Origin of the sequence: Hyphomonas sp. CY54-11-8, assembly GCF_000682735.1 — a bacterium.
In the GTDB taxonomy this organism is placed as follows: domain Bacteria; phylum Pseudomonadota; class Alphaproteobacteria; order Caulobacterales; family Hyphomonadaceae; genus Hyphomonas.
Window position 1 is genome coordinate 70,092 of sequence record NZ_AWFD01000012.1, and the last position, 23,624, is coordinate 93,715.

Below are 23,624 nucleotides of genomic sequence, written 5' to 3' on the forward strand. Positions count from 1 at the left end.
GAGGTTTTGCCGTGCCGCGCGCCAGCGTTCTCGTCATTCTTGTCTCTATGTTTCTGGCGGCGTGCAGCGGCGGGCAGGGCGCAGACATTGCGGTTTCACCCGATAATGTCCGGAGCGCCGACTTCGCCCTGCTGCCTTGCACGGTTTCTTCGGAAGACGCGCCCTGCCTGCTGGTTGTTGCCGGTGGCAAGCGGGTCCTGTTCGGCACGCCGTCCGGGCTTCGTAAAGCGATGGACGGGAAAACGCTGGCGAGCCTCGACGCCGTGCTTTTATTCTCGCTGCAGGCGGCGGACCTCGAAGGGCTGGACGAAGTGCGCAATGCGGGCTGGACCGCCGGACGGGAAACACCGCTCGCGGTTGGCGGCCCCTCCGGATTGCGAGATGCCGTGGCCGCCCTGAACAAGGCCTATGAATTGTCGGATGCCCAGATCTTTGTCGAAGCATCGCCAAAGGGTGGATTCGGTGCGGCCCTGCTGGGCGTGCTGCCCGGCGAAGGCGACGCGAAAACAGAAGTCTTCAATACCGGGGACCTGGTCGTCACCAAGCTGGAAGCCGCTGACGGGCGGGCCGGTTACTGGGTGGATTATGGCGGCCAGCGCGCCGTCCTGCAGCCTTGCAACATGGACCTCGCCAGGAGATTCAATGAAATCGATGCCTTCACGCTGGCTTGCGGCGAGGAGGCTGCAAACACGTGGCCGCTTCAGAACGCCCAATATCTCGTTCAGGGCGCCAGCGCAGAGCCTTGACTGCAGCCTGAAGCAGCCATTCGCATTCAGAAACAGATTGTGTGCGGAAGCCGAATAAAGGACCGGGGCGCACATTTCTGCGCGCCCCGTGTCTCCCCCGAGACTGCCCCCGCTCCGGCCAATAAGATGGCCGCGGACCGGTGGTGCCGGGTCTCTGTATCCTCGCTATCGGTCAGGCCGGGTCCTGTCCAGTTACGGATTGTATCCGTTTATGACAGGGCCAGCGCATGTGACCTCTCCGCAACAATGTGAGGCGGGATTGCCGGACCACCCAAATTGCGCCACATCCAAGCAATTCGTTAACTTATGGACCATATCTGTTAAGATTGACGAATTGTTTCGGGTGCTGAGCTGATGACATTTTTCTTGTTCCTGCTGTACATCGCAGCCGGCGGCGCGGCTGGATACGCTAGCGCGACCATGCTTCAGCTGGGTCTGCCATTGTCGGTGGGTGCAGGCGTGCTGACGGCAGCAGTGCTCAGCCAGATTCATGTCCTTGTTTCCAATGGCAGTTCGAAGCGTGAAATCGATGCGCGCATGCAGGCCATCGAGAAAGAGAATCGCGATTCCGAACGCCGGATGGACGTCATCGAAGCGCGCACCGATGTGGTCGAGGAAACCGTCAAGCACGAGCTGACCGAACGGCGCGATGCGCTGGTTTCCGAGATGAAACAGCTGGAAAGCCTGATCGACCGCCTGTCGCACAGCTTCGAGAGCCGGCTCGCCGAAACATCGACCAACAAGATCGTCGCGCCGCAGGAAGATGCGATTCTTCGCGATGTGCGCGATGCGCTGAAGGATGGCCGTGTGGACCTGCACCTCCAGCCCATCGTTTCGCTGCCCCAGCGCCGGGTCTCGTTCTATGAAGGCTTCACCCGCCTGCGCCGTCCGGATGGCTCGCTGATCCTGCCAGCGGAATTCCTGGATGCCGGCCGCCGCGCCAACCTGATGGGGCAGATCGACAATTTCACTCTGTTCCGCTGCGTGCAGATCGTGCGCCGCCTGGCAGAACGTGACCGCCGCGTCGGCGTCTTCTGCAACATCGCGGCAAGCTCGCTCGAAGATTCGACCTTCTTCCCTCTGTTCCTTGAATTCATGACGGAAAACCGGGATCTCTCCGGCGCGGTCATTTTTGAGATCCGGGCTGACCGGTTCGAGACCCGTTCGCGCACGATGCGGGACAATATGGACAAGCTGACCGAGCTTGGCTTCCGCTTCTCCATCGATCACGCGCCGGACCTCGGCCTCGACCTGCCGCGGCTCCAGTCAGCCGGTGTGCGTTTCGTGAAAATGAACGGCGCCGCCCTGATCGACCAGCTGCGCGATCCAGCAGGCCCGCGCCCGGTCTCCTCGATCAATCGCCGGGTTGATGGCGAGGAAGTCTCCGCCGTGTTCTCCCGCTATGGCATCACCATGGTGGCCGAGAAGATGGAAGACGAGGCGAGCGTCGTCGAAATCCTCGAATACGAGATCCCTTACGGTCAGGGCCATGTCTTCGGCGCGCCGCGCCCTATCAAGGCCTCGTTGATGGAAGAGACCGCCCCTCCGCGGGAAATGGTCCAGCGCCTCACCAATTTCGGCTGAGCCCCCTTTTTTCCGGAAGGCAGCTACCCTCAAATCGCCCCAATCCCGGTATTCTCTGTCCTCCTTATCGAAGCGGAGGATTGCCTATGCGCGCATTGATTCTGGCGCTCGTTCTCTGGCCCGCGGGCACCGCTCTGGCGGATGTGCAACAAGTCGTCGCGAACCTTCCGGAAGATGTGGAATTCGAGGCGCCGGCGGCGCTTCAGGACATGGCAGAGGGCCCGGTATGGCTGGATCTCACCGTCGCCCCGCCGCTTGATCCGTCGGTACAGCAAGAAGACGGCTCATGGTCCGGTATAGTCTGCGATAGTCATGGCGAAGTCAGCGCGAAGTCGGTCTCAGTCCCCACTGGATCGAACCATTTGCTGCTCGATATCCGCCCCGGATCGCCAGAGCGGCACGCGGCGAACATGGTCTCCTGCAACTATGCCCCGCAGTATTCAGACGAGACCAGCCTCGGCCATGTGATCCGCATAAAGGGCTGCTATTTCGCCAATTCGGTATCCATCCCGACCGCCATTCAGTGGATCCTGAACCCGCTGCCGGCCAGCGACTGCAACGCCGGCAATTGACCGCGGCGCCTCTGCAGCCTACCTCGCCGCGCATGACCGCACCGCAATTCCCGCAAGGGCTCTCCGATATCGCCAGCCGCTACGACACGATCCTGTGTGACGTCTGGGGCGTGATCCACAATGGCCGCAGCGCATTCACCGATGCCTGCGATGCGCTGGTCCGCTTCCGCGAAGGCGGCGGCCATGTCTGCCTCATCACCAATGCTCCCGTGCCGAAGGCGCAGGTGACGCGCTACTTCAAGCCGCTCGGTGTGCCCGATGCGGCGTTCGATGACTGCGTCTCCTCCGGCGATGCGACGCGCGCGGAGTTGGCCCGGTTCCAAGGCCAGTCCGTTTGGCGCCTCGGCGCCGATGAGGGCTGGGAACATGACCGCCACCTCTATGAAGGGCTGGATCTGAACTTCGCAGATGCCGACGAAGCGGACATGCTGCTCTGCATCGGCCTGCGCGACCATGTCGGCGAACATCCCGAAGACTACCGCGAGGAACTTTCCCTCAGCGTCAAACGCGGCATTCCCATGATCTGCGCCAATCCGGACAAGCAGGTGCGCGTGGGCGGCCAGCTCTACTGGTGCGCCGGCGCGCTGGCGGATGTGTACGAGGACCTTGGCGGCAAGGTCATCTATTCCGGCAAGCCCCATCCGCCGATCTACCACCTCGCCATCGAGCGGGTTGAAGCCCTGACGGGCGGCCAGCCGGTCGACCGGTCGCGCATCCTCTGCATCGGCGACAGCCCCGGCACCGACGTGCGCGGCGCCGGCGTGCAGGGATTCGACAGCCTTTATGTCGGCACCGGCCTCAAGGAGCATGGCGAGGATTTCGAAGAGGAAGTCGTCGAACTGCTGGCGGCTTACGGAGAACAGGCGACCTGGGCCATGACGGGCTTAAGGTGGTGACGTCCCGCTTTTAGGCGTGTAACGAAGCCCGTCGAAAGAATCGGAGCATCCCCGGAATGACTGAATTTACCGGCTTCAAATACGAAGACCTCGAAATCGGACAGTCGCACGAAACCGTGCACGAGATTACTGCCGATGACATCCAGCGCTTTGCGGAAGTCTCGGGCGATTTCAACCCGCTGCATATGTCCGACGAATATGCCGCCACGACCATGTTCGAGAAGCGCATCGCGCATGGCGCGCTGACGGCGAGCTATATTTCCGGCATCCTGGGCAACAACCTGCCGGGGCCAGGCGCCGTCTTCGTGGGCCTGAACATGCGCTTCCGCCGCCCGGTCTATATCGGAGACACCGTCACGGCGCGTGCGACGATTGCCGAGAAGATCGACCGCGGCAACCGCGTCGTCCTCAAGATCGAATGCATCGTAGATGGCAAGCGGGTCATTACCGGCGACGCCGAAGTGGTTGCGCCGAGCCGGGAGGCCTGATTGGCCATTTATGCCGACTACCGGGGACTGCCCGCCAGCGCGCGGGGAGCCTCGGTTGCGCTCGGCAATTTTGACGGTCTCCACGCCGGCCACAAGGCGGTGATGCAAGCGGCACAGCAGGCGGGTGGCGGCAAGTTTGCCGTGGCGACCTTCGAGCCGCCGCCCCGCGCCTATTTCCGCCCCAGCGATCCGCCCTTCCGCATCTTCCGGCCCGAGCGGCGCAATAACGCCATTCTGGCTGCCGGGGCTGACCTCGTGTTCGAGCTGCCGTTCAATGGCGAAATGGCCTCCATGACGGACGAGGGCTTTGTTCGCGATGTCCTGGTCGACGGGCTTGGTGTCAACCATGTTTCGGTTGGGTTTGATTTCCGCTTCGGGCGCGGCCGCATGGGCCATGCCCAGCGGCTGGCAAGCCTTGGCCGGGCGCTGGGTTTTGGCGTCACGATCGTTGACGAAGTGATCGAGCTGGAAGGCAAGGCGTCGTCCACTGCCATCCGTCAGGCCCTTCATGCGGGCGAGCCTGAAGTGGCGGCTGAACTGCTTGGCACATGGTGGATTGCCGATGGCGTGGTCGAAAGCGGTGAAAAGAACGGCCGCACGCTGGGCTTCCCGACCGCGAACCTGCATCTCGGCGAACTGATTCATCCGCGCCACGGCATTTATGCCGTGCGGGCGCGGGTCGACCGGCAGGGCGAGTGGCTGGATGGCGTCGCCAATTTCGGGCGCACGCCCACGACCGGCATCCGCGATCCGCTGCTGGAAACGCATATTTTCGATTTCGACGGCGATCTCTACGGCAAGTGGCTGGAGGTCCAGATGGTGTCCTTCATCCGGCCCGAGTTGAAGTTCGACAGTCTGGACGCTCTGGTTGAAGCCATGCACGCAGACGCTGCAGAAGCGCGCAAACGGCTCGCGAATCTGTAGATTTTGTTAGATTTACCTCTTTTCATGCCTCCCGGCGCCCGTCATGCTGGCGCCAGACTGGGGACATCAAGAGAGGGAGTTTCCCATGCGTACTTTCCTTGCCGCTGCAGCTTTTGCCGCTGCCGTATCCATGACCGCTTCGGCGGAAGACTTCAGCGCGGACACGTCACTTGCGGATGACGACCGCGTTGTTCGCAGCGTGAGTCTTGAAGACCTGAAAGCCATTGCGGTTTCCGAGGGGCACACGATCACGGAAGTCGGCGGCGAGGGCGACGTCTCTGTCCGCGCGACTACTGCGGATGGGCTGATCTTTCATCTGATCGGGACAGCGTGCAATTCCGAGTATTCCGACGACTGCCTCGGCATGATGGTCCAGGTCCGCTATGATGACGATGACGAAGTCACGGATGAGGCCATCAATAATGCCAATCTGTCCTATGCCGCCGTATCGACCTGGTGGGACAAGGACGGTGATACGGTTGGCGTCACGCGCTACCTCATCCTCGATGGCGGCCAGCGCATGGAAAACCTGAAGATCAACCTTCAGAACGCGCTCGCGCTCGGCCCGCTCGTCGCCGATGTCATCTGGCCCAGCGACGACGAAGACTTGTACGACTGGCTCTACGACGAAGAAGACGACGAGTAATCTGCCCCGGCACTGCCACATTGCTGACATCGAACGTTGGCAATAACATCCCTAGGTGGGGGCACGTGGCAGTCTGAGGGTGAAGTTTGCATAAGGCATTTGCAGCAGCTGTAATGATGGCGCTGGGAAGCGGCAGTGCGCTGGCGCAATTACCGGAAGATCCGCCGCGTCTGACTCGTGCGCCCGACGTCATGATCAGCAATGTCCGGCTGGACGATCTTCGCCTGATCGTCGACGAAATGGGCGGCACATTCCTCGCCGCAGGCCAAAACGACTCCGGGGCGCCCTTTGTGTTTGCCCGCCTGCCGGATGGTCTGACGCTGGGTATTTATACCGTTTGCGCCGACGAAGCCGCCTCCGATTGCCGGGGCGTCGAATTCATGGCGGCATTCGGGTCTGTCTTGTCCTATGAGCAAGTGACGGAGATCGACCGGGCTTTCAGTGCCGTCTCTGTCTACAAGGCCGACGCGGATACGGTGAACGTGTCGCGTTATGTGATCCTCGACCGCGGCATTACCTGGGGCAATCTGATCGAGAATGCCGCTGTTTTCGATGCGCTCTGCTCGAAAGTGGCCGAGCGTCTTGCCTACGGTCCGCCCCAGTCAACGGCTTCGTCACCCCGCTGAGGCATCGCCCTAGTGACAGGTTAACCTCTGCCTGTTAAGGCGCTTGCCGATGGAACGGATATTCACAATTCGAATTAGCCGCCCGGCTGCGCGCTGACCCCACCGAAGGGTCTGGGCCAGGCCGGGATTTGCTTTTCTGAGCCCCAAACCTCTCCCAATCCGTTCACACTGAAGATCCATGACCGATTCCCTGACCGACCGAGATTATCGCGACACCCTTTTCCTGCCCGCGACCGAATTCCCCATGCGCGGCGGCCTGCCCAAGCGTGAGCCTGACTGGATCAAGCGCTGGGATGACCTGAAGCTGTACGAGCGCCTGCGCGTTGATGCGAAGGAACGGGGCGCAAAGCCGTGGATCCTCCACGATGGCCCTCCTTACGCGAACGGGCACATCCACCTCGGCACGGCGATGAACAAGATCGTCAAGGACATCATCGTCCGCTCCCACCAGATGGCGGGCTTCGATGCGGCCTACCTGCCGGGCTGGGACTGCCACGGCCTGCCGATCGAGTGGAAAGTGGAAGAAGAGTTCCGCTCCAAGGGCAAGACGAAGGACGACGTGCCGCCCGGCGAGTTCCGCGCTGCCTGCCGCGCCTATGCCGAAAAATGGGTCGAGATCCAGGGTAAGGAATTCCGCAGCCTCGGCATCGAGGGCGAGTGGGACAATCCCTACCTCACCATGAAGTTCGAGAGCGAAGCCTCCATCGTTGGCGAGTTCCTGCGCATGGCAATGACCGGCTCGCTGGTTCGCGGCGCAAAACCGATCATGTGGTCCCCGGTGGAGCGCACGGCGCTCGCCGAAGCGGAAGTGGAATACCACGACCGCAAGGTGCCAGTGATCTGGGTGAAGTTCCCGGTTCAGGGCACTGAGGCTTCAGTCGTCATCTGGACGACCACGCCATGGACGATCCCGGCCAACCAGGCTGTCAGCTACAATCCCGATATCTCCTATGGCCTCTACGAGGTCGAGACAGTGATGAGCGAGGAAGAGCTGGGCTTTGCGCCTTACGCCAAGCCGGGCGAGAAACTGTTCCTTGCCGACGCACTGGCTGCGGCCGTCATGGATGGCGCGAAGGTGTCTGCCTACAAACGTCTTGAGGATGTTGATCCCGCGATGCTCGGCAAGCTCTCCCATCCGCTGCACGCGATGGACCCATTCTTTGCCCACGACATCCCGCTCCTCGCCGGTGAGCACGTCACCGACGATGCCGGTACGGGCTTCGTGCACACGGCGCCGGCGCACGGCGAAGACGACTTCAATGTCTGGGTCGAGTCCGGCCACACAACGCAGGAGATCCGCCAGATCGTCGATCCGGATGGTTGCTACACGCCCGACGTGCCGCGCTTTGGCGGCCTCGACATCATCCGCACGAGCGGCAAGAAGCGCGGCGAGCCGGGCAAGGCGAACAATGAAGTGATCGCGGCCCTCGCCGAGAGCGGCAATCTGTTCGCGCGCGGCATGACGACGATCCGCGATGCGCACTCTTGGCGTTCCAAAGCGCCGGTGATCCGCCGCGCAACGCCGCAATGGTTCATCTCGATGGACAAGCCGGGCCCGAACGGAAAGACGCTGCGCGAGAACGCCCTCAAGGCCATCGACGAGACCGAGTTCTTCCCGGCTGCTGGCCGCAACCGCCTGCGTTCCATGGTCGAAGGCCGTCCGGACTGGCTGATCTCGCGCCAGCGCAACTGGGGCGTGCCGATCACCATCTTCGTCAACAAGTCCGGCCAGCCGCACACGGCGGCGCTGCCGAAAGAGCAGGCGGATACGCTGAACAACGCCATCAAGACGGCCATCGCAAAGGGCGGCGTCGAAGCCTGGTTCGATACGCCGGCAGACGACTTCCTCGGCCCGCTCGGCCTGTCGGCCAATGAGTGGGACAAGGTGACGGACGTGCTCGACGTCTGGTTCGACAGCGGAACCACACACGCTTTTGCCCTGCGTGAGCGCGGCATCATCGATCCGGAAACCGGGCAGGCGAACCTCTACATGGAAGGCTCCGACCAGCACCGCGGCTGGTTCCAGTCATCCTTGCTGGAGTGCTGTGCGACGCGCGGCATGGCGCCTTACAAACAAGTGCTGACACACGGCTTCATCGTCGATGCCGAAGGCAAGAAGATGTCGAAGTCGATCGGCAACACGATCGAGCCGGAGCAGATCCAGAAACAATACGGGATCGAGATCCTGCGCATCTGGACGGCTTCAGGCGACTATACCGAAGACCTGCGTATCTCCGATGAAATCATCAAGGGCTCGGTCGAGACCTACCGCAAGCTGCGCAACACGGTGCGCTATCTACTTGGCGCGCTCGACGGCTGGACCGAAGAGGAGACCATCGAGGCGGAGAAGATGCCGGGTCTCGAGCGCTGGGTGCTGCACCGCCTTGCCGAGCTCGATGCACAGGTGAAGGCCGCCTACAATGTCTACGACTTCAAGCGCGTGATGAGTCTGCTCATCAATTTCGCGGGCGTGGACCTGTCGGCCGTCTATTTCGACATCCGCAAAGACAGCCTCTACTGTGACCCGCGCTTCAGCACGATGGATGCGTGGGACGATGCGACAGCGTTCTATGGCAATCGCCGCCGCGCCGTGCGCACGGTCATGGCCGCTGTCCTTGAGCGCCTGCTCACCTGGCTCGCGCCGGTAATGCCGTTCACGATGGAAGAGGCCTTCCTCGAAAGCCATCTCAGCGGCAAGGCGGAGTCAGTCCACCTGCTCCTGTTCCCGGAAACGCCGGAAGGCTGGAAAGACGAGAAGCTTGCAGAACGCTGGGCGAAGATCTTCACTGTCCGCCGTGTCGTCACCGGCGCGCTGGAAGTGGAACGCCGCGAAAAGCGTATCGGCGCCTCGCTGGAGGCTGCGCCTGTGGTGCACATCGCCGATGAAGAGCTGGTGAAGGCCTTCGAGGGCGAAGACCCAGCCGACCTGTTCATCACCTCCGGTGCGGAGCTGGTGAACACGCTGGAAGGCAAGGGCGGCGGGTTCACGCTGGACGATACGCCGGGCGTGGTCGTCTATCCGGGAAAAGCCGAAGGCATCAAATGCCGGCGCAGCTGGAAGTATTTCGACCCGGCCCTCGCCGATCCGGCCTTTCCGGACATTACCCCCCGAGATGCGCTGGCGGTGAAAGCCTGGGACGCGACGTACGGCGAGTGACAAAGCCAACCTGCACGGAATCGCTTGATCTGACCGGGACGGGATGCAATCTCCCCGCATGCAAATGAAACCCGCTCAGGTCTGGCCGCTGGCCATCATCCCGGTCACGTTGATCGCAGACCAGGTGACCAAATCGATGGTTCTGGCGAACGAGCGGTTCCGCGCCATGGAATGCTTTCACAACAGCTTTGCTTGCGGCACGATCGAGCTGCCGGGCCCGATCAACCTCTCGATGGTCTGGAATCGTGGCATGAGCTACGGCATGTTCCAGTCCGAGGGCATTGGCCGGTGGATCCTGGCGATTGTCATGCTGGCCATCGCGCTGGGCTTCCTGCGCTGGCTGATGGTGGCGGAGGGGCGTCTGCTGAAACTGTCGCTGGCGCTGGTGATCGGCGGTGCCTTCGGCAACCTGATCGACCGCGTGCGTTTCGGCGCGGTTGTGGACTTCATCAATGCCGGCGCGCTCCATTTCCCGTGGGTGTTCAACGTGGCCGACGCTGCGATCAGTGTTGGCGCGGTCTTGCTGTTTTTCGATCAATTCGTACTGTCGGGAAGAAAGCCATCCGGGAAACCGGACCGGCCCTCCTAAACTTAGAGGCGAGGACGCCACATGAAGACGCAGCTTTCCCTTCTGGCCCTGGGCGCCGTGTGCCTGGCGACGACGGCCTGTTCCAGTGGAGCAGCCGGATCACGGACGCCGGACGAGTTCCGGGTCGTGACCAAATCGCCGCTCATCGTACCACCTGAATACTCGCTACGTCCGCCGGGCGCCGGCCAGTCCCTCCCGGCTGAAGTCGAAGCGGCCAAGAACGACAATGCGGCGGCCTTCGGCTCGACGCTTGGCGTCAATGCCAGCGCATCTGAGCGGGCCCTCGTCGCAGCAGCTGATGCCAATGCAGTCAGCCCGATGATCCGCACGGAACTCGACTACGAAGAGTTCAAGACGATCCGCAAATCGCCGAGCGTCGCTGACCGGATCATGTTCTGGCGCAAGGACAATGCCGAGGATGCCGAGTCTGCTGCAGCAGACAACGCTACGGGCAACGAGCCTGTGACGATCGAAAGCACCACCGCCAAGCCGCGGGTCAAACTGCCGGGAACCTGATCCAGCCCGGTGCCGGACTTCCAACTCTTGCAAGGGAACAAGCCCATGAAACGGATATTGACCGGAGGGCTCGCTGCCCTCGCTGTCTTCGCCTTGCCGGCATCGGCCGACACTGCAGCGGAGTCTGCTGAGACCTGGACCCCGACCACATTCGAACTCGACAATGGCATGCAGGTGGTGGTCATTCCGGACCATCGCGCGCCGGTCGTGACGCATATGGTCTGGTACAAGGTTGGCGCGGTTGACGAGGCACCCGGCAAGAGCGGGATCGCCCACCTCTTCGAACACGTCATGTTCCAGCAGACCGATACGCTGGCGCCGGGCGAGTTCGATTCCATCGTCTCCCGCAATGGCGGCCAGTCGAATGCTTTCACCAGCTGGGACTATACCGCCTATTTCGAACGTGTGGCCAAGGAGCAGCTCGGCACGATGATGGAGCTGGAAGCCGACCGCATGGTGAACCTTGTGATCGATGACGATCCGGAAGGCGCCTTCATCTCTGAACGGGATGTCGTGAAGGAAGAGCGCCGCCAGCGCATCGACAACAATCCGGGCGTCATCCTGCAGGAGCAGGTTCTATCTGAATTGTGGAAGGACCACCCGTACGAAATCACTGTCATCGGCAATATGGATGAAGTGGCCGCGCTGACTCCGGAAGACGGTCTGAATTTCTATCATGAGTACTACAGCCCGGAGAACGCGATCCTGGTCGTTGCGGGCGATGTCAGCGAGGACGAAGTCCGCACGCTGGCAGAAGCGACGTACGGACAGATCATTCCGACAGGTACAGCCCACGGCCAGCGCAAATGGCGCGACGTGCCGCTGCTGACCGAAGACAAGCTGATTGTCCATTCCGATCCGAAAGTGCGCCAGCCAGTCTGGAGCCGGTATTACAATGGCGTTTCGCAGATCCGCACGCCGCACGAAGCCTACGCTCTGGAAGTCGGCCTTGAAGTGCTCGGCGGCGGCATGACCAGCCGGCTCTACCAGTCACTGGTGGAGCAACAGCAACTGGCCATCAGCGCCGCCTCCTATGCCTGGTCCGACCTGCACGATCCTGGCCCCGCCGTGATTTCGGCGAGCCCCGCGCCCGACGTCAGCATGGACGATCTCGAAACGGCCGTGATGGCGGAAGTCGACAAGGCGCTCGCAGAAGGCTTTACGGAAGAGGAAGTTGTCCGGGCCCGGAACAAGCTTGCCGCAACGGCGATTTATGCCCGTGACAGCCAGTCGACGATGGCGAACGTGTTCGGCTCGACCCTGGCCATTGGCGGCACGATCGAGGACGTCCTGTCCTATCCGGACGATGTCCGCGCGATTACTCCGGAAGAGGCGATCGCTGCCGTCCGCACCGTGTTCGGTCCTGACCGGCACTTCATTGAGGCGCAGCTGCTGCCAGCCGAGGGGGAAAACTGAGATGAAACGCCTGACCATCACCGCCGGCCTGCTGGCCGCGACCAGCCTGTCTGCCTGTGCCTATTTCAATCCGCCTCCGGTGGAGTCTGCAACTGTTGTTGAAGTCGTTGAAGAGCCGGCGCCGCTTGAGGTCAGGGTCCATTCCGGCGACTTCGCAGAGATCCAGCAATTCACGACGCCGGGCGGTGCATCGGTGTGGCTGGTGTCCGAACCGTCGATCCCGATCCTGTCTCTCAACATGGCTTGGAAAGGCGGCGAGGCGAGCGATCCGGAAGGGCTGGAAGGCCTGACCGATGCTGTGACTTATCACATGAACGAAGGCGCCGGCGATCTCGACTCGCTCGGTTTCCAGACGCGGATGGAAGACCTGAACATGAGTTTCGGCTGTTCGGCGTCGAACGACTGGACCTCCTGCTCGGCTTCCATGCTGACGGACAATGCCGAAGACGCGATGGCGCTGATCGCAACGGCGTTTGAAGACCCACGCTTCGATGAAGGCCCGTTCGAACGTTTCCGCCGCGAGCAGCAGGTCGGCCTCAAGACACGCGAGACGAGCGCGGGCTTCCTTGCCTGGCAGGCCGCGTCTCAGGCGCTCTACCCGGACCACCCCTATGCGCGGACGACCTCGGAAGAGAGCATCGCGGCCCTGACGCCGGACCTGGCGAAAGAGCAGATGCGCAAGCTGATGGTGAAGGACCGCCTGCTGGTCACCGCCGTAGGTGCGGTCACGCCAGAAGAACTGGCGCCGATGATCGATGAAGTCATGGCCGGCCTGCCGGAGACTTCGACCTTGCCGGAAACGCCGGACATCGTCCTGCCGGAACTCGAACCGGCAGAACCGATCGTCGTTGACCTGCCGCAGCCGCAATCACTGGTCCAGTTCACGGGCCCCGGCCTGAAGCGGGACGATGAAGACTTCTTCCCGGCCTTCGTGCTAAACTACACTTATGGTGGCGGCGGTTTCGAAAGTCGGCTGATGAAAACCCTCCGTATCGAGAAGGGCCTGACCTACGGCATCTATACAAGCCTGTCGTCGGGCGAGCACCTTCAGACCTGGGGCGGCGGCGGCCAGACCAAGAATGAAAGTGCCGGCGAGTTCATCCAGGGTATCAAGGACGAGATGGAAGACTTCGTCGAAAACGGCGTGACCGAGGAAGAACTGGCCGATGCCAAGGCCTATCTCACCGGTTCCTACCCGCTTGGCTTCGATTCGAATGCCAAGATCGCGAGCCAGATGATGGGCGTGCGCCAGGACGAACTCGGCATCGACTATTTTGACCTGCGCAATGACAAGGTCCGCGCGGTGACGCTCGAAGATGTGAACCGGGTGGCGAAGGAATACCTGAACCCGGAAGACTATCTCTTCGTCGCCGTCGGTCAGCCGGAAGGCATTGCCGCGGAAGAGTTCGAGACCGAAGCGGAAGAATAGGTCAGTCTGCAGACCGGCGCGGGGTCGACAGGCCCGGCGCGCCGGTCGAGATGGCCTGATCGCGGCAGAAGCGGTAAAGCTCGGCCGGGCGCCCGCCCGTGCCGGTTTCCATCGCGCCGGTTCCCTTCACCAGCCCCGTCTTGTCGAGTGCCCGGCGGAAGTTCTGCGTATGCAGGCCAAGGCCAAGAATGGCTTCGACCGTCCGCTGCAAGGCGGACAGGGTGAACCGGTCCGGCATCAGCTCGAACACGACCGGGCGGTATTTGATCTTGCCTCTGAGACGCGAAATGGCCGTCGCGAGAATGCGGCGGTGGTCCGACGCCATGGCTTCGCCAAGTGTGACGTCTGCCTCGGCGAGGTTCGCATCGCGTGCGCACTCGGCGACGAGGCCGGCTTCATAGAGCAGCTCGTAGCGGTCCAGCACCCGCTCCTCTGCCCAGCGTGCGCCATCGAGGCCGAAAGCAATCTTCGCCCGCTCCAGCCGCATCTCCTTGCCGGCGGCCCAGGTGAACAGGCGCGGGGCGATCTGGGCGTCGATCATGGCCGGGCGGCCGTTCCGGTGATCTTCCCAGGGGAAGTAGCGATACCAGTTCTGCCAGCGTGCTTCGAACCCGGCTTCCGCCGGGCGGGCCTCAGGCGTCAGGGCAAGGTAGCCGACCGAGATGACGCGCGAGTCCGGCGGGGCTCCGGCGAGCGTCGCTTCGGGCGTCTCCCGGTCCCGGTCACCGAAGGTGTAGAGCTGTTCGACATAGCCAAGCTCGAAACCCGTCTGCTCCCGCACCCAGCCGCGCAGCGACAGGTCGAACGTGCGGTGCTTGTCCGGGTGGAACGGGCCGAACGGCAGCGCGTCTTCGCTGCCACGCCGCGTGACCAGCACCAGAGGCATGTCATCCTGGATGGCGACCATCACGGCCGACAGGCCGATCAGCAACGGGGATGCGGACCTCATCATGGCGCGCCAATCTCCGTCATGATCTTGTGGAAGCGGTCAAGGAACGCCGCCTGCGCTTCCGGTACCGATTTCGGGGAGAGCTTCAGGCGTACATTTTCCGGCGGAACGACAAACAGCTTGTTGGCCTCTGCCTCTTCGAAGCCGGCCAGCTGTGTCGCCTCGAACCAGGCGCAGATCAGGTCCGCCTTCTTGATCGTCTTCTTCAGGCGCACCGGGGTTACAGGCGGCAGGCCGAAGCGGATGTGGATGGCTTCCTGCAGGCGCCCTTCGACATCCTTGTAGCCGCCGCCCAGCAAGGCCTTGAACGGGGAGATCATGTCGCCGATCACGTATTCCGGGCTGTCATGCAGCAGGGCCAGCATGCTGTGCTTTGCGCTCATGGTCGGGTCCAGCTTTCTGCAGATCCGCTCCACGATGACAGAATGTTCGGCGACGGAGAAGGCATGCTCGCCTTTTGTCTGGCCGTTCCATCGCGCCACACGGGCCAGGCCGTGGGCGATGTCCTCGATTTCCACATCCATGGGCGAGGGGTGAACAAGGTCCAGCCGTCGTCCGGACAGCATACGCTGCCAGACCCTGGGAGCCTTAACGGATTGCTTCTTGCGAACGGTCATTCAGCCCTTCTTTAAAGCATCAGTAATAAGGGTAAAGAAAGGGGGGCAATCTGGTTACAAACCCGCCCTGCGATTGCCCCTATTTCCAAATGCGCTGTTAAGGCATTTGCGCGAAAACTGCTGCACTGACAACAGGGCACGGAATCATCTCCGTTTACCCGATCCATTATAAGGCGGTGATGATGTTCGAGGCAGTGGCACAAACGGCTCCCTGGCAGGTTATGGCGTTCTGTGTGCTCCTGATGGGCGGAATCATCGTTGTCGTCGAGGCTGCCAAGTCCAGCCGCGAAGTCTTCTGGGGCGACCTGTTCAGCGACGACGAGTACGACTGAGTCTTCAAGGGTCGGGCGAAAAGCCTCGCACCCTACGCCGTTTTCTCAACAAACACCGTGCCGGCGGAATAGCCTGCGCCGAACGAACAGATCAGGCCCTTGTCGCCGGGCTTGAAGTCTTCCGAATGTTTGTGGAAGGCGATGATCGATCCGGCAGACGATGTATTGGCGTAAGTGTCCAGCACGGTCGGGCTTTCATCGGCGGTGGCTTCATGGCCCAGCACCTTGGAAGAGATCAGCCGGTTCATGTTGGCATTGGCCTGGTGCAGCCACAGACGGCGAAGATCCGTGCCCTGAAGGCCAAGTTCGCCGAGATGCTCCGTGATCATCGTTGCCACCATCGGCACGACTTCCTTGAACACTTTGCGGCCTTCCTGCTTGAACAGCTTGTCCGGCGCACCGATCCCCTCCGGGGCCGCGCGGTTCAGGAAGCCGAAATTGTTCCGGATATTGTTGGAGAACTCGGTCTTCAGCTTCGTGCCGAGGATCTTCCAGTGGCCGGCCGGCGCGATGCTTTCCTCTTCCACCAGGACGGCGGTGGCGACATCGCCGAAGATGAAGTGGCTGTCGCGGTCGGTGAAGTTCAGGTGGCCGGAGCAGATTTCCGGATTCACCATCAGGACGGATTTGGCTGAGCCGGTTCGCACAAAATCGGCAGCCGTCTGGATGCCAAAGGTGGCCGAGGAACAGGCAACGTTCATGTCGAAGGCGAAGCCGCCGATACCGAGGGCCTGTTGAACTTCGATCGCCATGGCGGGGTAAGCACGCTGCATGTTGGAGGCTGCACAGATCACCGCATCCACGTCTTCCGGTTTGCGCCCGGCCCGTTCCAGCGCCTGACGAGCCGCATTCACCGCGATCTCGGCGAGGACGGAAATCTCTTCATTCGGGCGTTCCGGGATACGCGGGGCCATGATGTCCGGGTCCAGTACGCCGGTTTTGTTCATCACATAACGCGACTTGATGCCGGAGGCCTTCTCGATGAACTCGACCGAGGAGTGGGTCTTCGGCTCAATCAGGCCGGAGGCGATGTCCGCGTCCCGCTCGCGATTCCAGTTGTCGGCCCAGGCATTGTAGGCTTCGACCAGTTCTTCGTTTGAAATGGAATGCGGCGGCGTCCACAGGCCCGTGGACGAGATGACGGCGTTCTTCATTGTGCCCTCTTGATGCACGCCACATGCAAGTCATGCGGCAAGGTCCTGAATCTCTATCCGATTTTCTGTAGCGCGGCTTGTCGGCCGGGTCGAGACACCGGATCAGTCAGGCAGGTGGAGGCCGGAATCACTCGTTTGCTTCGCATCTTCTCGGGAAACGCCAGAGGCTTCCAGAATGGCCTGCCGCTGTTCGGCGGCTTCGCGGTCGGTCTGGATGCGCTCAGCATCTGCGCGTTCACGCGCCTCGATCAGGGCCAGTTCCGTCTTCATGCACTTCTCGCGCTCTTCCGGTCCGGGTGCATAGCTGCACTTGGCATAGGCCTCGGCCTTGTGGCCTTCGGCACTATTGGCAGACACACAGCCAGCCATCAGCGGCAGGGCCGCAAATATCAGGGGTATCGTTCTTTTCATGATGCCATCTCCTGCACTTCGCGGTGACGGGGGCAAGTTACGTCATGGTCATTCACCATGCCAACCGCCTGTGCCCAGGCATAGACGATGGTGGGTCCTACAAACTTGAAGCCGCGCTTCTTCAGGTCTTTCGACATGGTGGCGGACCAGTCGGTGGACGTCGGAGCCTGCCGGAAGTGCTTCCACTTGTTCACGATGGGCGCGCCGCCGACAAAGCCCCAGCAATAATCCGCAAAGCCCTCACCGGCGTCTTCCATGGCGAGGTAAGCCTGCGCGTTACCGATCAGGGCGTCGATCTTTTTCGGGCTGCGGATGATGCCCGGATTTTTCAGCGCCTTTTCGGCGCGCTTCGGTGTCCAGCGGGCGAGTTTCTCCGGATCGAACTGGTCGAACTCCTCGCGGATGGACTCGCGCTTGCGCAGGATGGTGATCCAGGAAAGGCCGGCCTGCATGCCGTCCAGCTGCAGCTTCTCCCACAGCGCCCGGCCATCATATTCCGGCACACCCCATTCGGTGTCGTGATAGGTGCGGTAGAGCTCGTCCGTCAGCGGCGCCCAGGCGCAGGGAAAATCATCACTCACCAGAGGCCTCCGTGCCAAGGGCATTCATTTCGTTGCGTGCCCAGTCAGGTACATCGAAGGTCACGGGCTGATCGTTGCAGGTCAACGGCAGTGATTGATCGAGCACCTTCTGGAGCCGGTCGGTCCGCACCTGGGCGAGGCCGATGGCGCCCTCGACGCTGGTCACCGTGCCGACCGGGGCAGCGGAGAAGATGTCCGTGCCCGCCTCCAGCGCGGTACCATGAACGGTCAGCGTACGCTTGCGGATCTTGCCGCGCCGCTTCATGCGGCTGGCTACTTCCTGCCCGACGAAACAACCTTTCTTGTAATCGATGCCGCCCATCACATCCATATTGATGTCCGTCGGGAACACCTCAGCTGCGCGATAGTCGGCGCCCCATTCGGGCACGCCGGCTGCGATGCGGTTTTCGGCCCAGTCCTCAACTGCGATCATCTCTCCGGCCTCGGCGACCGGAACCCAGCGGCGACCCCAGAGGGCGGGCGAGCGCGGGTCGGTCGCATCATCGGTGCGAACGGCGGCAAGAGTGTCGTCCAGGGCGATCTCGACCTCAGCGCGCAGGCGAAACATTTTCAGGCGCTTCATAAGGTCTTCGGCGGCGTCCTCATGCACATCCACAAGCACGCCATCGTCCGTCCTAAGCACGGTATAGTCCGATATGATCTTGCCTTGGGGGGTAAGAAGTGCACCGTAACGCACCTCGCCAGCGGCCCAATCCTTCACCGAATTCGTCACGGTCCGCTCCAGCAGGGCGATCGTGTCACGCCCGGTCAGGCGTATCAGGCTGCGGTGCGGAAAGCGCATCATCGGCGTCCTCGCCTCATCCCGCCCGGTGCGGGAAAGCTGCCAGCAGTGCGGTCGCAAGGCCGCTCTTTATCAGCGCGCCCAACAGAAACGGCGCAACGCCGGTTGCGAAAGCCATCTCAGGCCCGGTCAGTGCGGACAGCCAGCTCCAGCCCGCAAACAGGATCACCGTGTGCAGGCCGACAAAGCCCACCAGCCTCGAGGCATGCGCGCCGAGCCGGTCACCTTTCGGCAGGAAGCCGGCAGCGAAAGCGACCAGCGGGAAGCTGATCAGGTAACCAGCCGTCGGGCCTGCCAAAGCCACGAGACCCGGCTTGCCGCCGGACAGGACGGGGGCCCCGGTCAGCGACAGGGCAAGCCATGCGAGCACCGTCAGCGCCCCGGCGCGAGGCCCCAGCAGGGCGCCCAGTGTCAGCACCACCATGGTCTGCATCGTCATCGGAACCGGGTACATCGGCACAGAAATGTGCGAGGAGACGGTCAGCGCAGCGACACCGGCAATGCCGATCAGGACCGGACGCAGCAGGGTCTGGCTGTTGGGGCGAGTCTGGGCGAGCTTCATTGGGAGGAGGCCTCGTGTCCGGTGAATGGGGAGGCCGAGTTGTGGGACGCGTCCGGCAATGGGTCAAGCAGCCCTGCTGACACCAGGTGTCAGCGGCGGAACACGAAATAGCGATTGAGCAGGTAATTCGTAGTGAAGGAGCCCGCGACGCCAGCGGCAAAATAGGCGCTGATCCAGATTCCAGCGGGGGACTGCAGCCATTCCAGCACCGCGATAATGGTCACGCGCACTATGCCGGACAGGAGAAGGACACCAATGTTCGCAATCATCCGGCGCGCTGAAAAGCGGGAGGTTTCCTGCCGGAACGTCCAGAATTCATGGACGAGGTAAAACACCGAGCCTACCAGGCAAAAAGAGATCGCCGCAGCGACGGACAGGTCCAGCCCGGCGAGATGATAGAGAAGCAGTGTGACAGCGTAGTCGACTCCCAGCCCTGCCAGGCTGGCCAGGAAATAGCGCACGCCCAGGTTTTCCCGGAGCCGCTTCACCGTTCGCTGTTGATCGTCGTGGTCACGCGCGCGCCTGTACTCGCTACAGATCGTCAGATCTTACGGGGCGAAACCCTAATATCCCCCTGCGGTCAGGCGTCAGCCTTTTCCGCAGCAGGCCAGGGCTGCATTTTTGGCAGGCGGCGGGGAGGGCTTGAACTCGGTTTCGTCCAGCGCGGCGAGGGCGCGTTCACGGTCTGCCGGTGTGAAGCTGCCGGTGGTGGCGCAGAACTCCACAATATTGCCGTTCGGGTCCTTGGTGTAGATCGAGTGGCACCAGTTATGGTCGATCTCCAGCACGTCCAGCCCGGCCGCATTCCAGCGGTCCTTCCAGGCGGCAAGCTCTTCGGCGGTGTCGACCGAAAAAGAATAGTGATTGGTGCCTGGCGGCAGGCCAGCCGCTTCGTTCAGGTCGTACTGGTAGTTTTCCTGCCCCGCCGTTTCGTGCAGTTCCCAGAAGGCGATGAACCGGTTGTCGTCGCCGTCCATCCGGTAGAAGAAGTGCTTGCCCCAGCCGCCGCCGGGGATCGGGCCGACCTCGACCTTTACCAGTTCGAACCCCATGATCCGTTCGTAAAAATCGTGCGTGGCCTTCATGTCCTTCGCCGCGAGCGCGAGGTGATGGTATCCCATGACTATTCCTCCTTCTTGCGGTCCACCATGCTCATGACGTCGTCATAATACCCTTCCGGTGCGGGGACCTCTGTCACCGGTTCATCGACATCATCGTATTCCAGGCGCAGGGCCCGGCTCATGATGGCGTGCATCATGTAGGTGCAGGTGATGTAGGTGAATTCGAGGATCTCTTCGTCGCTGAGATGCTTCTTCAGTGTCTCGAACACGCCGTCGGGCACCCGCCCGCGCTCCAGCACCAGCGCATCCGTATAGGCCAGCAGCGCCCGTTCCAGTTCGTTGAAACAGGTGGCAACCTGCCAGTGCGGTATGGCCTCGATCTGCTCCTCCGGCATGCCGAGATGTCGGCAGGCCTTGCAGTGCTGTGAGAAAACAAACCGGCTGCCAACCGTATAGCCCGCCCGGATCTGGCCCAGCTCGCGCAGCTTCGGATCGATCAGACGGTTCTTGGAACGATAGAAGCGGAAGCCTTCCGTCGTGTGCTCGAACGCTTCCGGTACTATGTTGAACACCGTCCACCAATTGCCGGGCGTGCCCGTCGCCGTGCCAGGCTCTGCGACAGGGTCGCGATCACCGAAGACGATGTTGAAGATTTGTGTGGCGTAGTCGTTCGCTGCTTCTCGCCCTGCTTCTTTCAGCCTTGGCACTCGATTTCCTCCCGTCGCGATTATGTCGTGCGATCTGGGGGTAACGTATGCGTAAACCTCTGCGCGGCCAACAGTCACCCAACGTCATGGAGGCGGGTGACAGGGCGTGCGTGCAAGCGCATATAGGGGCCCATGAGCGAGACTTACGATCTGATCCTTCGCGGCGGCACTGTCGTCACTCCCGGTGGCGAAACACAGGCCGATATCGGCGTACGCGGTGAGCGTATTGCCCGGATCGGCGACCTAACCGAGGCCTCGGCCGGAGAGATTTATGGCGCCACCGGCCTGCATATCCTGCCGGGCGTCATCGACAGCCAGGTCCACTTCCGTGAGCCGGGCATGGAATACAAGGCTGACCTCGAAACCGAGGCGCGCTCGGCCGCGCTTGGCGGCGTGGTCGCTGTGTTCGAAATGCCGAACACCAACCCCGCCACGACGACGCCTGCCATGCTGCAGGACAAGCTGAATCGCGCCGCCGGCCGCATGGATGTCGACCACGCTTTCTATGCTGGCGCGACACACGAGAACATCGACCTGCTGCCTGAGATGGAGCGCATGCTCGGTTGCTGCGGTGTGAAAGTGTTCATGGGGGCCTCAACAGGGGACCTGCTGATCAAGGATGATGAGGGCGTTGAAGCCGTGCTGCGCGTCATCAAGCGCCGTGCTGCCTTCCACTCAGAAGACGAATACCGCCTTGAGGAGCGCCGGGGCCTGGCCGTGCAGGGCGACTGGCGAAGCCACCCGGTGGTGCGCGATGTCGAGGCGGCCGTCTCTTCCACGACGCGCCTCCTGCGCCTCGCTCGCAAGGTCGGCAAGCGCATCCATGTGCTGCACATCTCGACCGCGGAAGAAATGGAAATCCTGCGCGATGCGAAGGACATCGCCAGCGTCGAATGCCTGCCGCAGCACCTGACCCTCGCGGCACCGGAATGTTACGAGCGCCTCAAGGGCTTTGCCCAGATGAACCCGCCCATCCGCGAACAGCGCCATCAGGATGCCCTGTGGCGCGCGCTGAACGCCGGCATCGTGGACGTCATGGGATCCGACCATGCTCCGCACACGAAAGAAGAGAAAGCGCGGCCTTACCCGGCGAGCCCCTCCGGCATGCCGGGCGTGCAGACCACTGTGCCGATTATGCTGACCCATGTGAACAATGGGAAGCTGAGCCTGCAGCGCTTCGTGGAACTCACCAGCGCCGGGCCGCAACGCGTTTTCGGCCTCGCAGACAAGGGCCGGATTGCTGAGGGCTACCATGCCGACTTCACGGTCGTGGACCTGAAGCGCAAGGAACCGATCACTGCCGACTGGTCGAAATCGAAATGTGGATGGACGCCGTTTGAGGGCTTCGAAGCCACTGGCTGGCCTGTCGCCACGATCATCCGCGGCGGCTTTGTCATGCGCGACGGCGAGATCGTAAAGAAAGGCGGCGGTAAGCCTGTGCGTTTCAATGAGACGCTGGAGCCTGCCACTTGATCCCAGCCGCGCTGATGGAAGCGCTGCGCCAGCGCTATGATGAGCCACAGCGCCATTATCACACATGGGTGCATATTGAGGCGCTGCTGGGCCATTACCGCCGTTGGGTGCGGCATTTGAAACGGCCGGAGCCTGTGCTCTGGGCACTCTATTGGCACGATGCCGTGTACGACCCGCAAGCAAAGGATAATGAGGAACAAAGCGCGCAATTGCTGGAACGGGAAGCCGCCGGCCATGTCCCGCCGCATGACATCGGCTTTGCCGCAACGATTATCCGCGCCACCACCACTCACACTGGACCGGAAGGCCTGCCTGCGCAGGATGCCGGAGACCTCGCCCTGTTCCTGGACATGGACCTGTCGATCCTTGGCGCGCCCGAACCTGTCTATGACCAGTATGAGCGGGATATCCGGGCCGAATATTCGTTCGTTCCGGCAGACGCCTACCGGGCCGGGCGGGGGGCAATCCTCGAAGGTTTCCTTTCCCGTCCGCGCCTTTACTTCACCGACATCGCCCATGCAGAATGGGATACAGCGGCGCGCGCGAATCTGGCGCGTGCCTTGCGGGCGTTGGAGCAGGGGTCATGAAGCACGAACGCAAAGGGCTGAACCGGGCCCTTTTCTGGCTGTACGAAGGCCATGGGCCCTGGCCGTTCCGGTTCCGCTGGCTGATGCTGGCCTTCGATTTTGTGACGATCGCCTACTTCCTGTGGGCGCCGTTCGAGCAGCGCGGGTATCACCATGTCCTGCTGGACTACGTGATCGGGATTGTCATCGCCTTTGACTATCTGGCCCGCTTCTACATTGCCCGGCATCGAGTGAATTTCTTCTTCCGGCCAGTAAACCTGGCGGACCTGGTCGTCGTGGTCACGATGCTGGCGCCCTTGCTGGTCTCGAACTTCGCCTTCCTGAGGGTCTTGCGCGCGATGCGGGCTATCCGCGCGTTCACCTTTGTGCGGCGGGTCAAGATTCTGACGCCCTTCTTCCAGCGGCATGAACAGGTCATCGACAAGGTGACGAACCTGATTGTGTTCGTATTCATCATGTCTGCGCTGGTCTACGCTACGCAGGTCGGTCTGAATCCGAACATTCACACCTATCTGGACGCGCTGTATTTTACGGTCACAAGCCTGACCACCACAGGCTATGGCGACGTGCTGATGATCGGGCGTTGGGGGCGGATCCTGTCCATCATGATCATGGTGCTGGGCCTGACGCTGTTCCTGCAGCTGCTGAAGGCGATCATCGAGCCGAACGACAAGGTGGAATATGAATGCCCGGAATGCGGCCTCGTCATGCACGACCGTGACGCGGTGCATTGCAAGCATTGCGGCCATGTGGTCCACATTCCCACACGCGGCCTCGTCTGAGCCGAAAAAACAATAAT

The 23,624-nt window shown here is 61.9% G+C and carries 27 protein-coding genes; 17 read left to right on the top strand and 10 right to left on the bottom strand.

The genetic code is table 11. The annotated features are described in order from the left end of the window. Positions 1-11: 11 nt before the first annotated feature. The 13 genes from HY17_RS08800 (at position 12) to HY17_RS08860 (ending at position 13,589) form a co-directional block, all read left to right on the top strand. Positions 12-746, top strand: a complete 735-nt coding sequence (locus HY17_RS08800; RefSeq protein ID WP_034765952.1) for a hypothetical protein — start codon at positions 12-14, stop codon at positions 744-746. Between the two features lie 354 nt (positions 747-1,100). Continuing rightward, on the top strand, positions 1,101-2,330 hold the full coding sequence (locus HY17_RS08805) for an EAL domain-containing protein (protein WP_034765955.1): 1,230 nt from the start codon (positions 1,101-1,103) through the stop codon (positions 2,328-2,330). Between the two features lie 86 nt (positions 2,331-2,416). After that, complete coding sequence (locus HY17_RS08810; RefSeq protein ID WP_034765957.1) at positions 2,417-2,902, top strand: hypothetical protein; 486 nt, start codon at positions 2,417-2,419, stop codon at positions 2,900-2,902. A gap of 32 nt (positions 2,903-2,934) precedes the next feature. Continuing rightward, complete coding sequence (locus tag HY17_RS08815; RefSeq protein ID WP_034765959.1) at positions 2,935-3,798, top strand: TIGR01459 family HAD-type hydrolase; 864 nt, start codon at positions 2,935-2,937, stop codon at positions 3,796-3,798. Positions 3,799-3,854: 56 nt separating this feature from the next. Beyond that, on the top strand, positions 3,855-4,286 hold the full coding sequence (locus HY17_RS08820) for a MaoC family dehydratase (RefSeq protein ID WP_034765961.1): 432 nt from the start codon (positions 3,855-3,857) through the stop codon (positions 4,284-4,286). After that, on the top strand, positions 4,287-5,210 hold the full coding sequence (gene ribF, locus HY17_RS08825; protein WP_034765963.1) for a riboflavin biosynthesis protein RibF: 924 nt from the start codon (positions 4,287-4,289) through the stop codon (positions 5,208-5,210). 85 nt (positions 5,211-5,295) lie between these two features. Further along, a complete protein-coding gene (locus HY17_RS08830) occupies positions 5,296-5,856 on the top strand; it encodes a YbjN domain-containing protein (protein ID WP_034765965.1) in 561 nt (186 codons plus the stop codon). Positions 5,857-5,969: 113 nt separating this feature from the next. Next, a complete protein-coding gene (locus HY17_RS08835) occupies positions 5,970-6,482 on the top strand; it encodes a hypothetical protein (protein ID WP_034765966.1) in 513 nt (170 codons plus the stop codon). 178 nt (positions 6,483-6,660) lie between these two features. Next, on the top strand, positions 6,661-9,639 hold the full coding sequence (gene ileS, locus HY17_RS08840; RefSeq protein WP_034765968.1) for an isoleucine--tRNA ligase: 2,979 nt from the start codon (positions 6,661-6,663) through the stop codon (positions 9,637-9,639). A 58-nt stretch (positions 9,640-9,697) separates the two neighbouring features. Then, positions 9,698-10,228 (top strand): signal peptidase II, encoded by a 531-nt coding sequence (gene lspA / locus HY17_RS08845; RefSeq protein WP_051599861.1) that lies wholly within the window; start codon positions 9,698-9,700, stop codon positions 10,226-10,228. Between the two features lie 21 nt (positions 10,229-10,249). After that, positions 10,250-10,744, top strand: a complete 495-nt coding sequence (locus tag HY17_RS08850; protein ID WP_051599862.1) for a DUF3035 domain-containing protein — start codon at positions 10,250-10,252, stop codon at positions 10,742-10,744. Between the two features lie 45 nt (positions 10,745-10,789). Further along, entirely contained in the window at positions 10,790-12,160 is a 1,371-nt protein-coding gene (locus tag HY17_RS08855; RefSeq protein ID WP_034765970.1) for a pitrilysin family protein, read from the top strand. A gap of 1 nt (position 12,161) precedes the next feature. Beyond that, positions 12,162-13,589, top strand: coding sequence for a pitrilysin family protein (locus HY17_RS08860; protein WP_034765972.1), 1,428 nt, complete (start codon positions 12,162-12,164; stop codon positions 13,587-13,589). Between the two features lies 1 nt (position 13,590). Here the strand turns inward: HY17_RS08860 and HY17_RS08865 are convergent, their stop codons facing one another. Together HY17_RS08865 and HY17_RS08870 are read right to left on the bottom strand one after the other, a co-directional pair. Then, complete coding sequence (locus HY17_RS08865) at positions 13,591-14,538, bottom strand: NAD regulator (RefSeq protein WP_034766339.1); 948 nt, start codon at positions 14,536-14,538, stop codon at positions 13,591-13,593. Continuing rightward, positions 14,538-15,155 carry a YfbR-like 5'-deoxynucleotidase gene (locus HY17_RS08870; RefSeq protein WP_081813061.1) on the bottom strand — a complete coding sequence of 206 codons (618 nt, stop codon included), beginning with the start codon at positions 15,153-15,155 and terminating at the stop codon, positions 14,538-14,540. The genes HY17_RS08865 and HY17_RS08870 overlap by 1 nt, the downstream gene beginning before the upstream one ends. A 179-nt stretch (positions 15,156-15,334) precedes the next feature. Between HY17_RS08870 and HY17_RS20215 the strand changes: the two genes are divergently transcribed. Then, positions 15,335-15,487 (top strand): hypothetical protein, encoded by a 153-nt coding sequence (locus tag HY17_RS20215; protein ID WP_155839937.1) that lies wholly within the window; start codon positions 15,335-15,337, stop codon positions 15,485-15,487. Between the two features lie 32 nt (positions 15,488-15,519). Here HY17_RS20215 and HY17_RS08875 read toward each other — a convergent pair whose 3' ends face one another. The 8 genes from HY17_RS08875 to HY17_RS08910 all read right to left on the bottom strand — a co-directional run bounded on the left by HY17_RS08875 (position 15,520) and on the right by HY17_RS08910 (position 20,765). Next, positions 15,520-16,641 (bottom strand): beta-ketoacyl-ACP synthase III, encoded by a 1,122-nt coding sequence (locus HY17_RS08875; RefSeq protein WP_034765975.1) that lies wholly within the window; start codon positions 16,639-16,641, stop codon positions 15,520-15,522. 102 nt (positions 16,642-16,743) lie between these two features. Further along, a complete protein-coding gene (locus tag HY17_RS08880; RefSeq protein WP_034765977.1) occupies positions 16,744-17,052 on the bottom strand; it encodes a hypothetical protein in 309 nt (102 codons plus the stop codon). Then, positions 17,049-17,657: a DNA-3-methyladenine glycosylase I gene (locus tag HY17_RS08885; protein ID WP_034765979.1), complete on the bottom strand. Its 609-nt coding sequence runs from the start codon at positions 17,655-17,657 to the stop codon at positions 17,049-17,051. Before HY17_RS08885 ends, HY17_RS08880 begins: the two co-directional genes overlap by 4 nt. Then, complete coding sequence (locus HY17_RS08890; protein WP_034765981.1) at positions 17,626-18,438, bottom strand: folate-binding protein YgfZ; 813 nt, start codon at positions 18,436-18,438, stop codon at positions 17,626-17,628. The genes HY17_RS08885 and HY17_RS08890 overlap by 32 nt, the downstream gene beginning before the upstream one ends. A 13-nt stretch (positions 18,439-18,451) precedes the next feature. Continuing rightward, positions 18,452-18,997 (bottom strand): biotin transporter BioY, encoded by a 546-nt coding sequence (locus HY17_RS08895; protein WP_034765983.1) that lies wholly within the window; start codon positions 18,995-18,997, stop codon positions 18,452-18,454. Between the two features lie 89 nt (positions 18,998-19,086). Next, positions 19,087-19,458, bottom strand: coding sequence for a GtrA family protein (locus HY17_RS08900; protein ID WP_175354485.1), 372 nt, complete (start codon positions 19,456-19,458; stop codon positions 19,087-19,089). A 126-nt stretch (positions 19,459-19,584) separates the two neighbouring features. Next, positions 19,585-20,118 (bottom strand): VOC family protein, encoded by a 534-nt coding sequence (locus HY17_RS08905; protein ID WP_051599863.1) that lies wholly within the window; start codon positions 20,116-20,118, stop codon positions 19,585-19,587. Between the two features lie 2 nt (positions 20,119-20,120). After that, positions 20,121-20,765, bottom strand: coding sequence for a carboxymuconolactone decarboxylase family protein (locus HY17_RS08910; protein ID WP_034765987.1), 645 nt, complete (start codon positions 20,763-20,765; stop codon positions 20,121-20,123). Between the two features lie 132 nt (positions 20,766-20,897). On the opposite strand from HY17_RS08910, the gene HY17_RS08915 reads away from it, so the two are divergent. From HY17_RS08915 to HY17_RS08925, 3 genes are read left to right on the top strand one after another with little or no spacing between them, the layout of a single operon-like run. Continuing rightward, the gene (locus HY17_RS08915; protein WP_034765988.1) at positions 20,898-22,238 is read left to right on the top strand and encodes a dihydroorotase; all 1,341 of its coding nucleotides are present in this window, start codon (positions 20,898-20,900) and stop codon (positions 22,236-22,238) included. Then, positions 22,235-22,825, top strand: a complete 591-nt coding sequence (locus tag HY17_RS08920; protein ID WP_051599864.1) for a hypothetical protein — start codon at positions 22,235-22,237, stop codon at positions 22,823-22,825. Before HY17_RS08915 ends, HY17_RS08920 begins: the two co-directional genes overlap by 4 nt. Then, the gene (locus HY17_RS08925; protein WP_034765990.1) at positions 22,822-23,607 is read left to right on the top strand and encodes an ion channel; all 786 of its coding nucleotides are present in this window, start codon (positions 22,822-22,824) and stop codon (positions 23,605-23,607) included. The genes HY17_RS08920 and HY17_RS08925 overlap by 4 nt, the downstream gene beginning before the upstream one ends. Positions 23,608-23,624: the final 17 nt, after the last annotated feature.

Coding starts and splice junctions, on each gene's coding strand:
- HY17_RS08860 (WP_034765972.1), top strand. CDS start 12,162: ATGAAACGCCTGACCATCACCGCCGGCCTGCTGGCCGCGACCAGCCTG.
- HY17_RS08875 (WP_034765975.1), bottom strand. CDS start 16,641: ATGAAGAACGCCGTCATCTCGTCCACGGGCCTGTGGACGCCGCCGCAT.
- HY17_RS08830 (WP_034765965.1), top strand. CDS start 5,296: ATGCGTACTTTCCTTGCCGCTGCAGCTTTTGCCGCTGCCGTATCCATG.
- HY17_RS08870 (WP_081813061.1), bottom strand. CDS start 15,155: ATGACCGTTCGCAAGAAGCAATCCGTTAAGGCTCCCAGGGTCTGGCAG.
- HY17_RS08865 (WP_034766339.1), bottom strand. CDS start 14,538: ATGAGGTCCGCATCCCCGTTGCTGATCGGCCTGTCGGCCGTGATGGTC.
- HY17_RS08850 (WP_051599862.1), top strand. CDS start 10,250: ATGAAGACGCAGCTTTCCCTTCTGGCCCTGGGCGCCGTGTGCCTGGCG.
- HY17_RS08895 (WP_034765983.1), bottom strand. CDS start 18,997: ATGAAGCTCGCCCAGACTCGCCCCAACAGCCAGACCCTGCTGCGTCCG.
- HY17_RS08815 (WP_034765959.1), top strand. CDS start 2,935: ATGACCGCACCGCAATTCCCGCAAGGGCTCTCCGATATCGCCAGCCGC.
- HY17_RS08835 (WP_034765966.1), top strand. CDS start 5,970: ATGATGGCGCTGGGAAGCGGCAGTGCGCTGGCGCAATTACCGGAAGAT.
- HY17_RS08820 (WP_034765961.1), top strand. CDS start 3,855: ATGACTGAATTTACCGGCTTCAAATACGAAGACCTCGAAATCGGACAG.
- HY17_RS08810 (WP_034765957.1), top strand. CDS start 2,417: ATGCGCGCATTGATTCTGGCGCTCGTTCTCTGGCCCGCGGGCACCGCT.
- HY17_RS08805 (WP_034765955.1), top strand. CDS start 1,101: ATGACATTTTTCTTGTTCCTGCTGTACATCGCAGCCGGCGGCGCGGCT.
- HY17_RS08890 (WP_034765981.1), bottom strand. CDS start 18,438: ATGATGCGCTTTCCGCACCGCAGCCTGATACGCCTGACCGGGCGTGAC.
- HY17_RS08915 (WP_034765988.1), top strand. CDS start 20,898: ATGAGCGAGACTTACGATCTGATCCTTCGCGGCGGCACTGTCGTCACT.
- HY17_RS08905 (WP_051599863.1), bottom strand. CDS start 20,118: ATGGGATACCATCACCTCGCGCTCGCGGCGAAGGACATGAAGGCCACG.
- HY17_RS08880 (WP_034765977.1), bottom strand. CDS start 17,052: ATGAAAAGAACGATACCCCTGATATTTGCGGCCCTGCCGCTGATGGCT.
- HY17_RS08885 (WP_034765979.1), bottom strand. CDS start 17,657: ATGCCCTTGGCACGGAGGCCTCTGGTGAGTGATGATTTTCCCTGCGCC.
- lspA (WP_051599861.1), top strand. CDS start 9,698: ATGCAAATGAAACCCGCTCAGGTCTGGCCGCTGGCCATCATCCCGGTC.
- ileS (WP_034765968.1), top strand. CDS start 6,661: ATGACCGATTCCCTGACCGACCGAGATTATCGCGACACCCTTTTCCTG.
- HY17_RS08855 (WP_034765970.1), top strand. CDS start 10,790: ATGAAACGGATATTGACCGGAGGGCTCGCTGCCCTCGCTGTCTTCGCC.
- HY17_RS08925 (WP_034765990.1), top strand. CDS start 22,822: ATGAAGCACGAACGCAAAGGGCTGAACCGGGCCCTTTTCTGGCTGTAC.
- HY17_RS20215 (WP_155839937.1), top strand. CDS start 15,335: ATGATGTTCGAGGCAGTGGCACAAACGGCTCCCTGGCAGGTTATGGCG.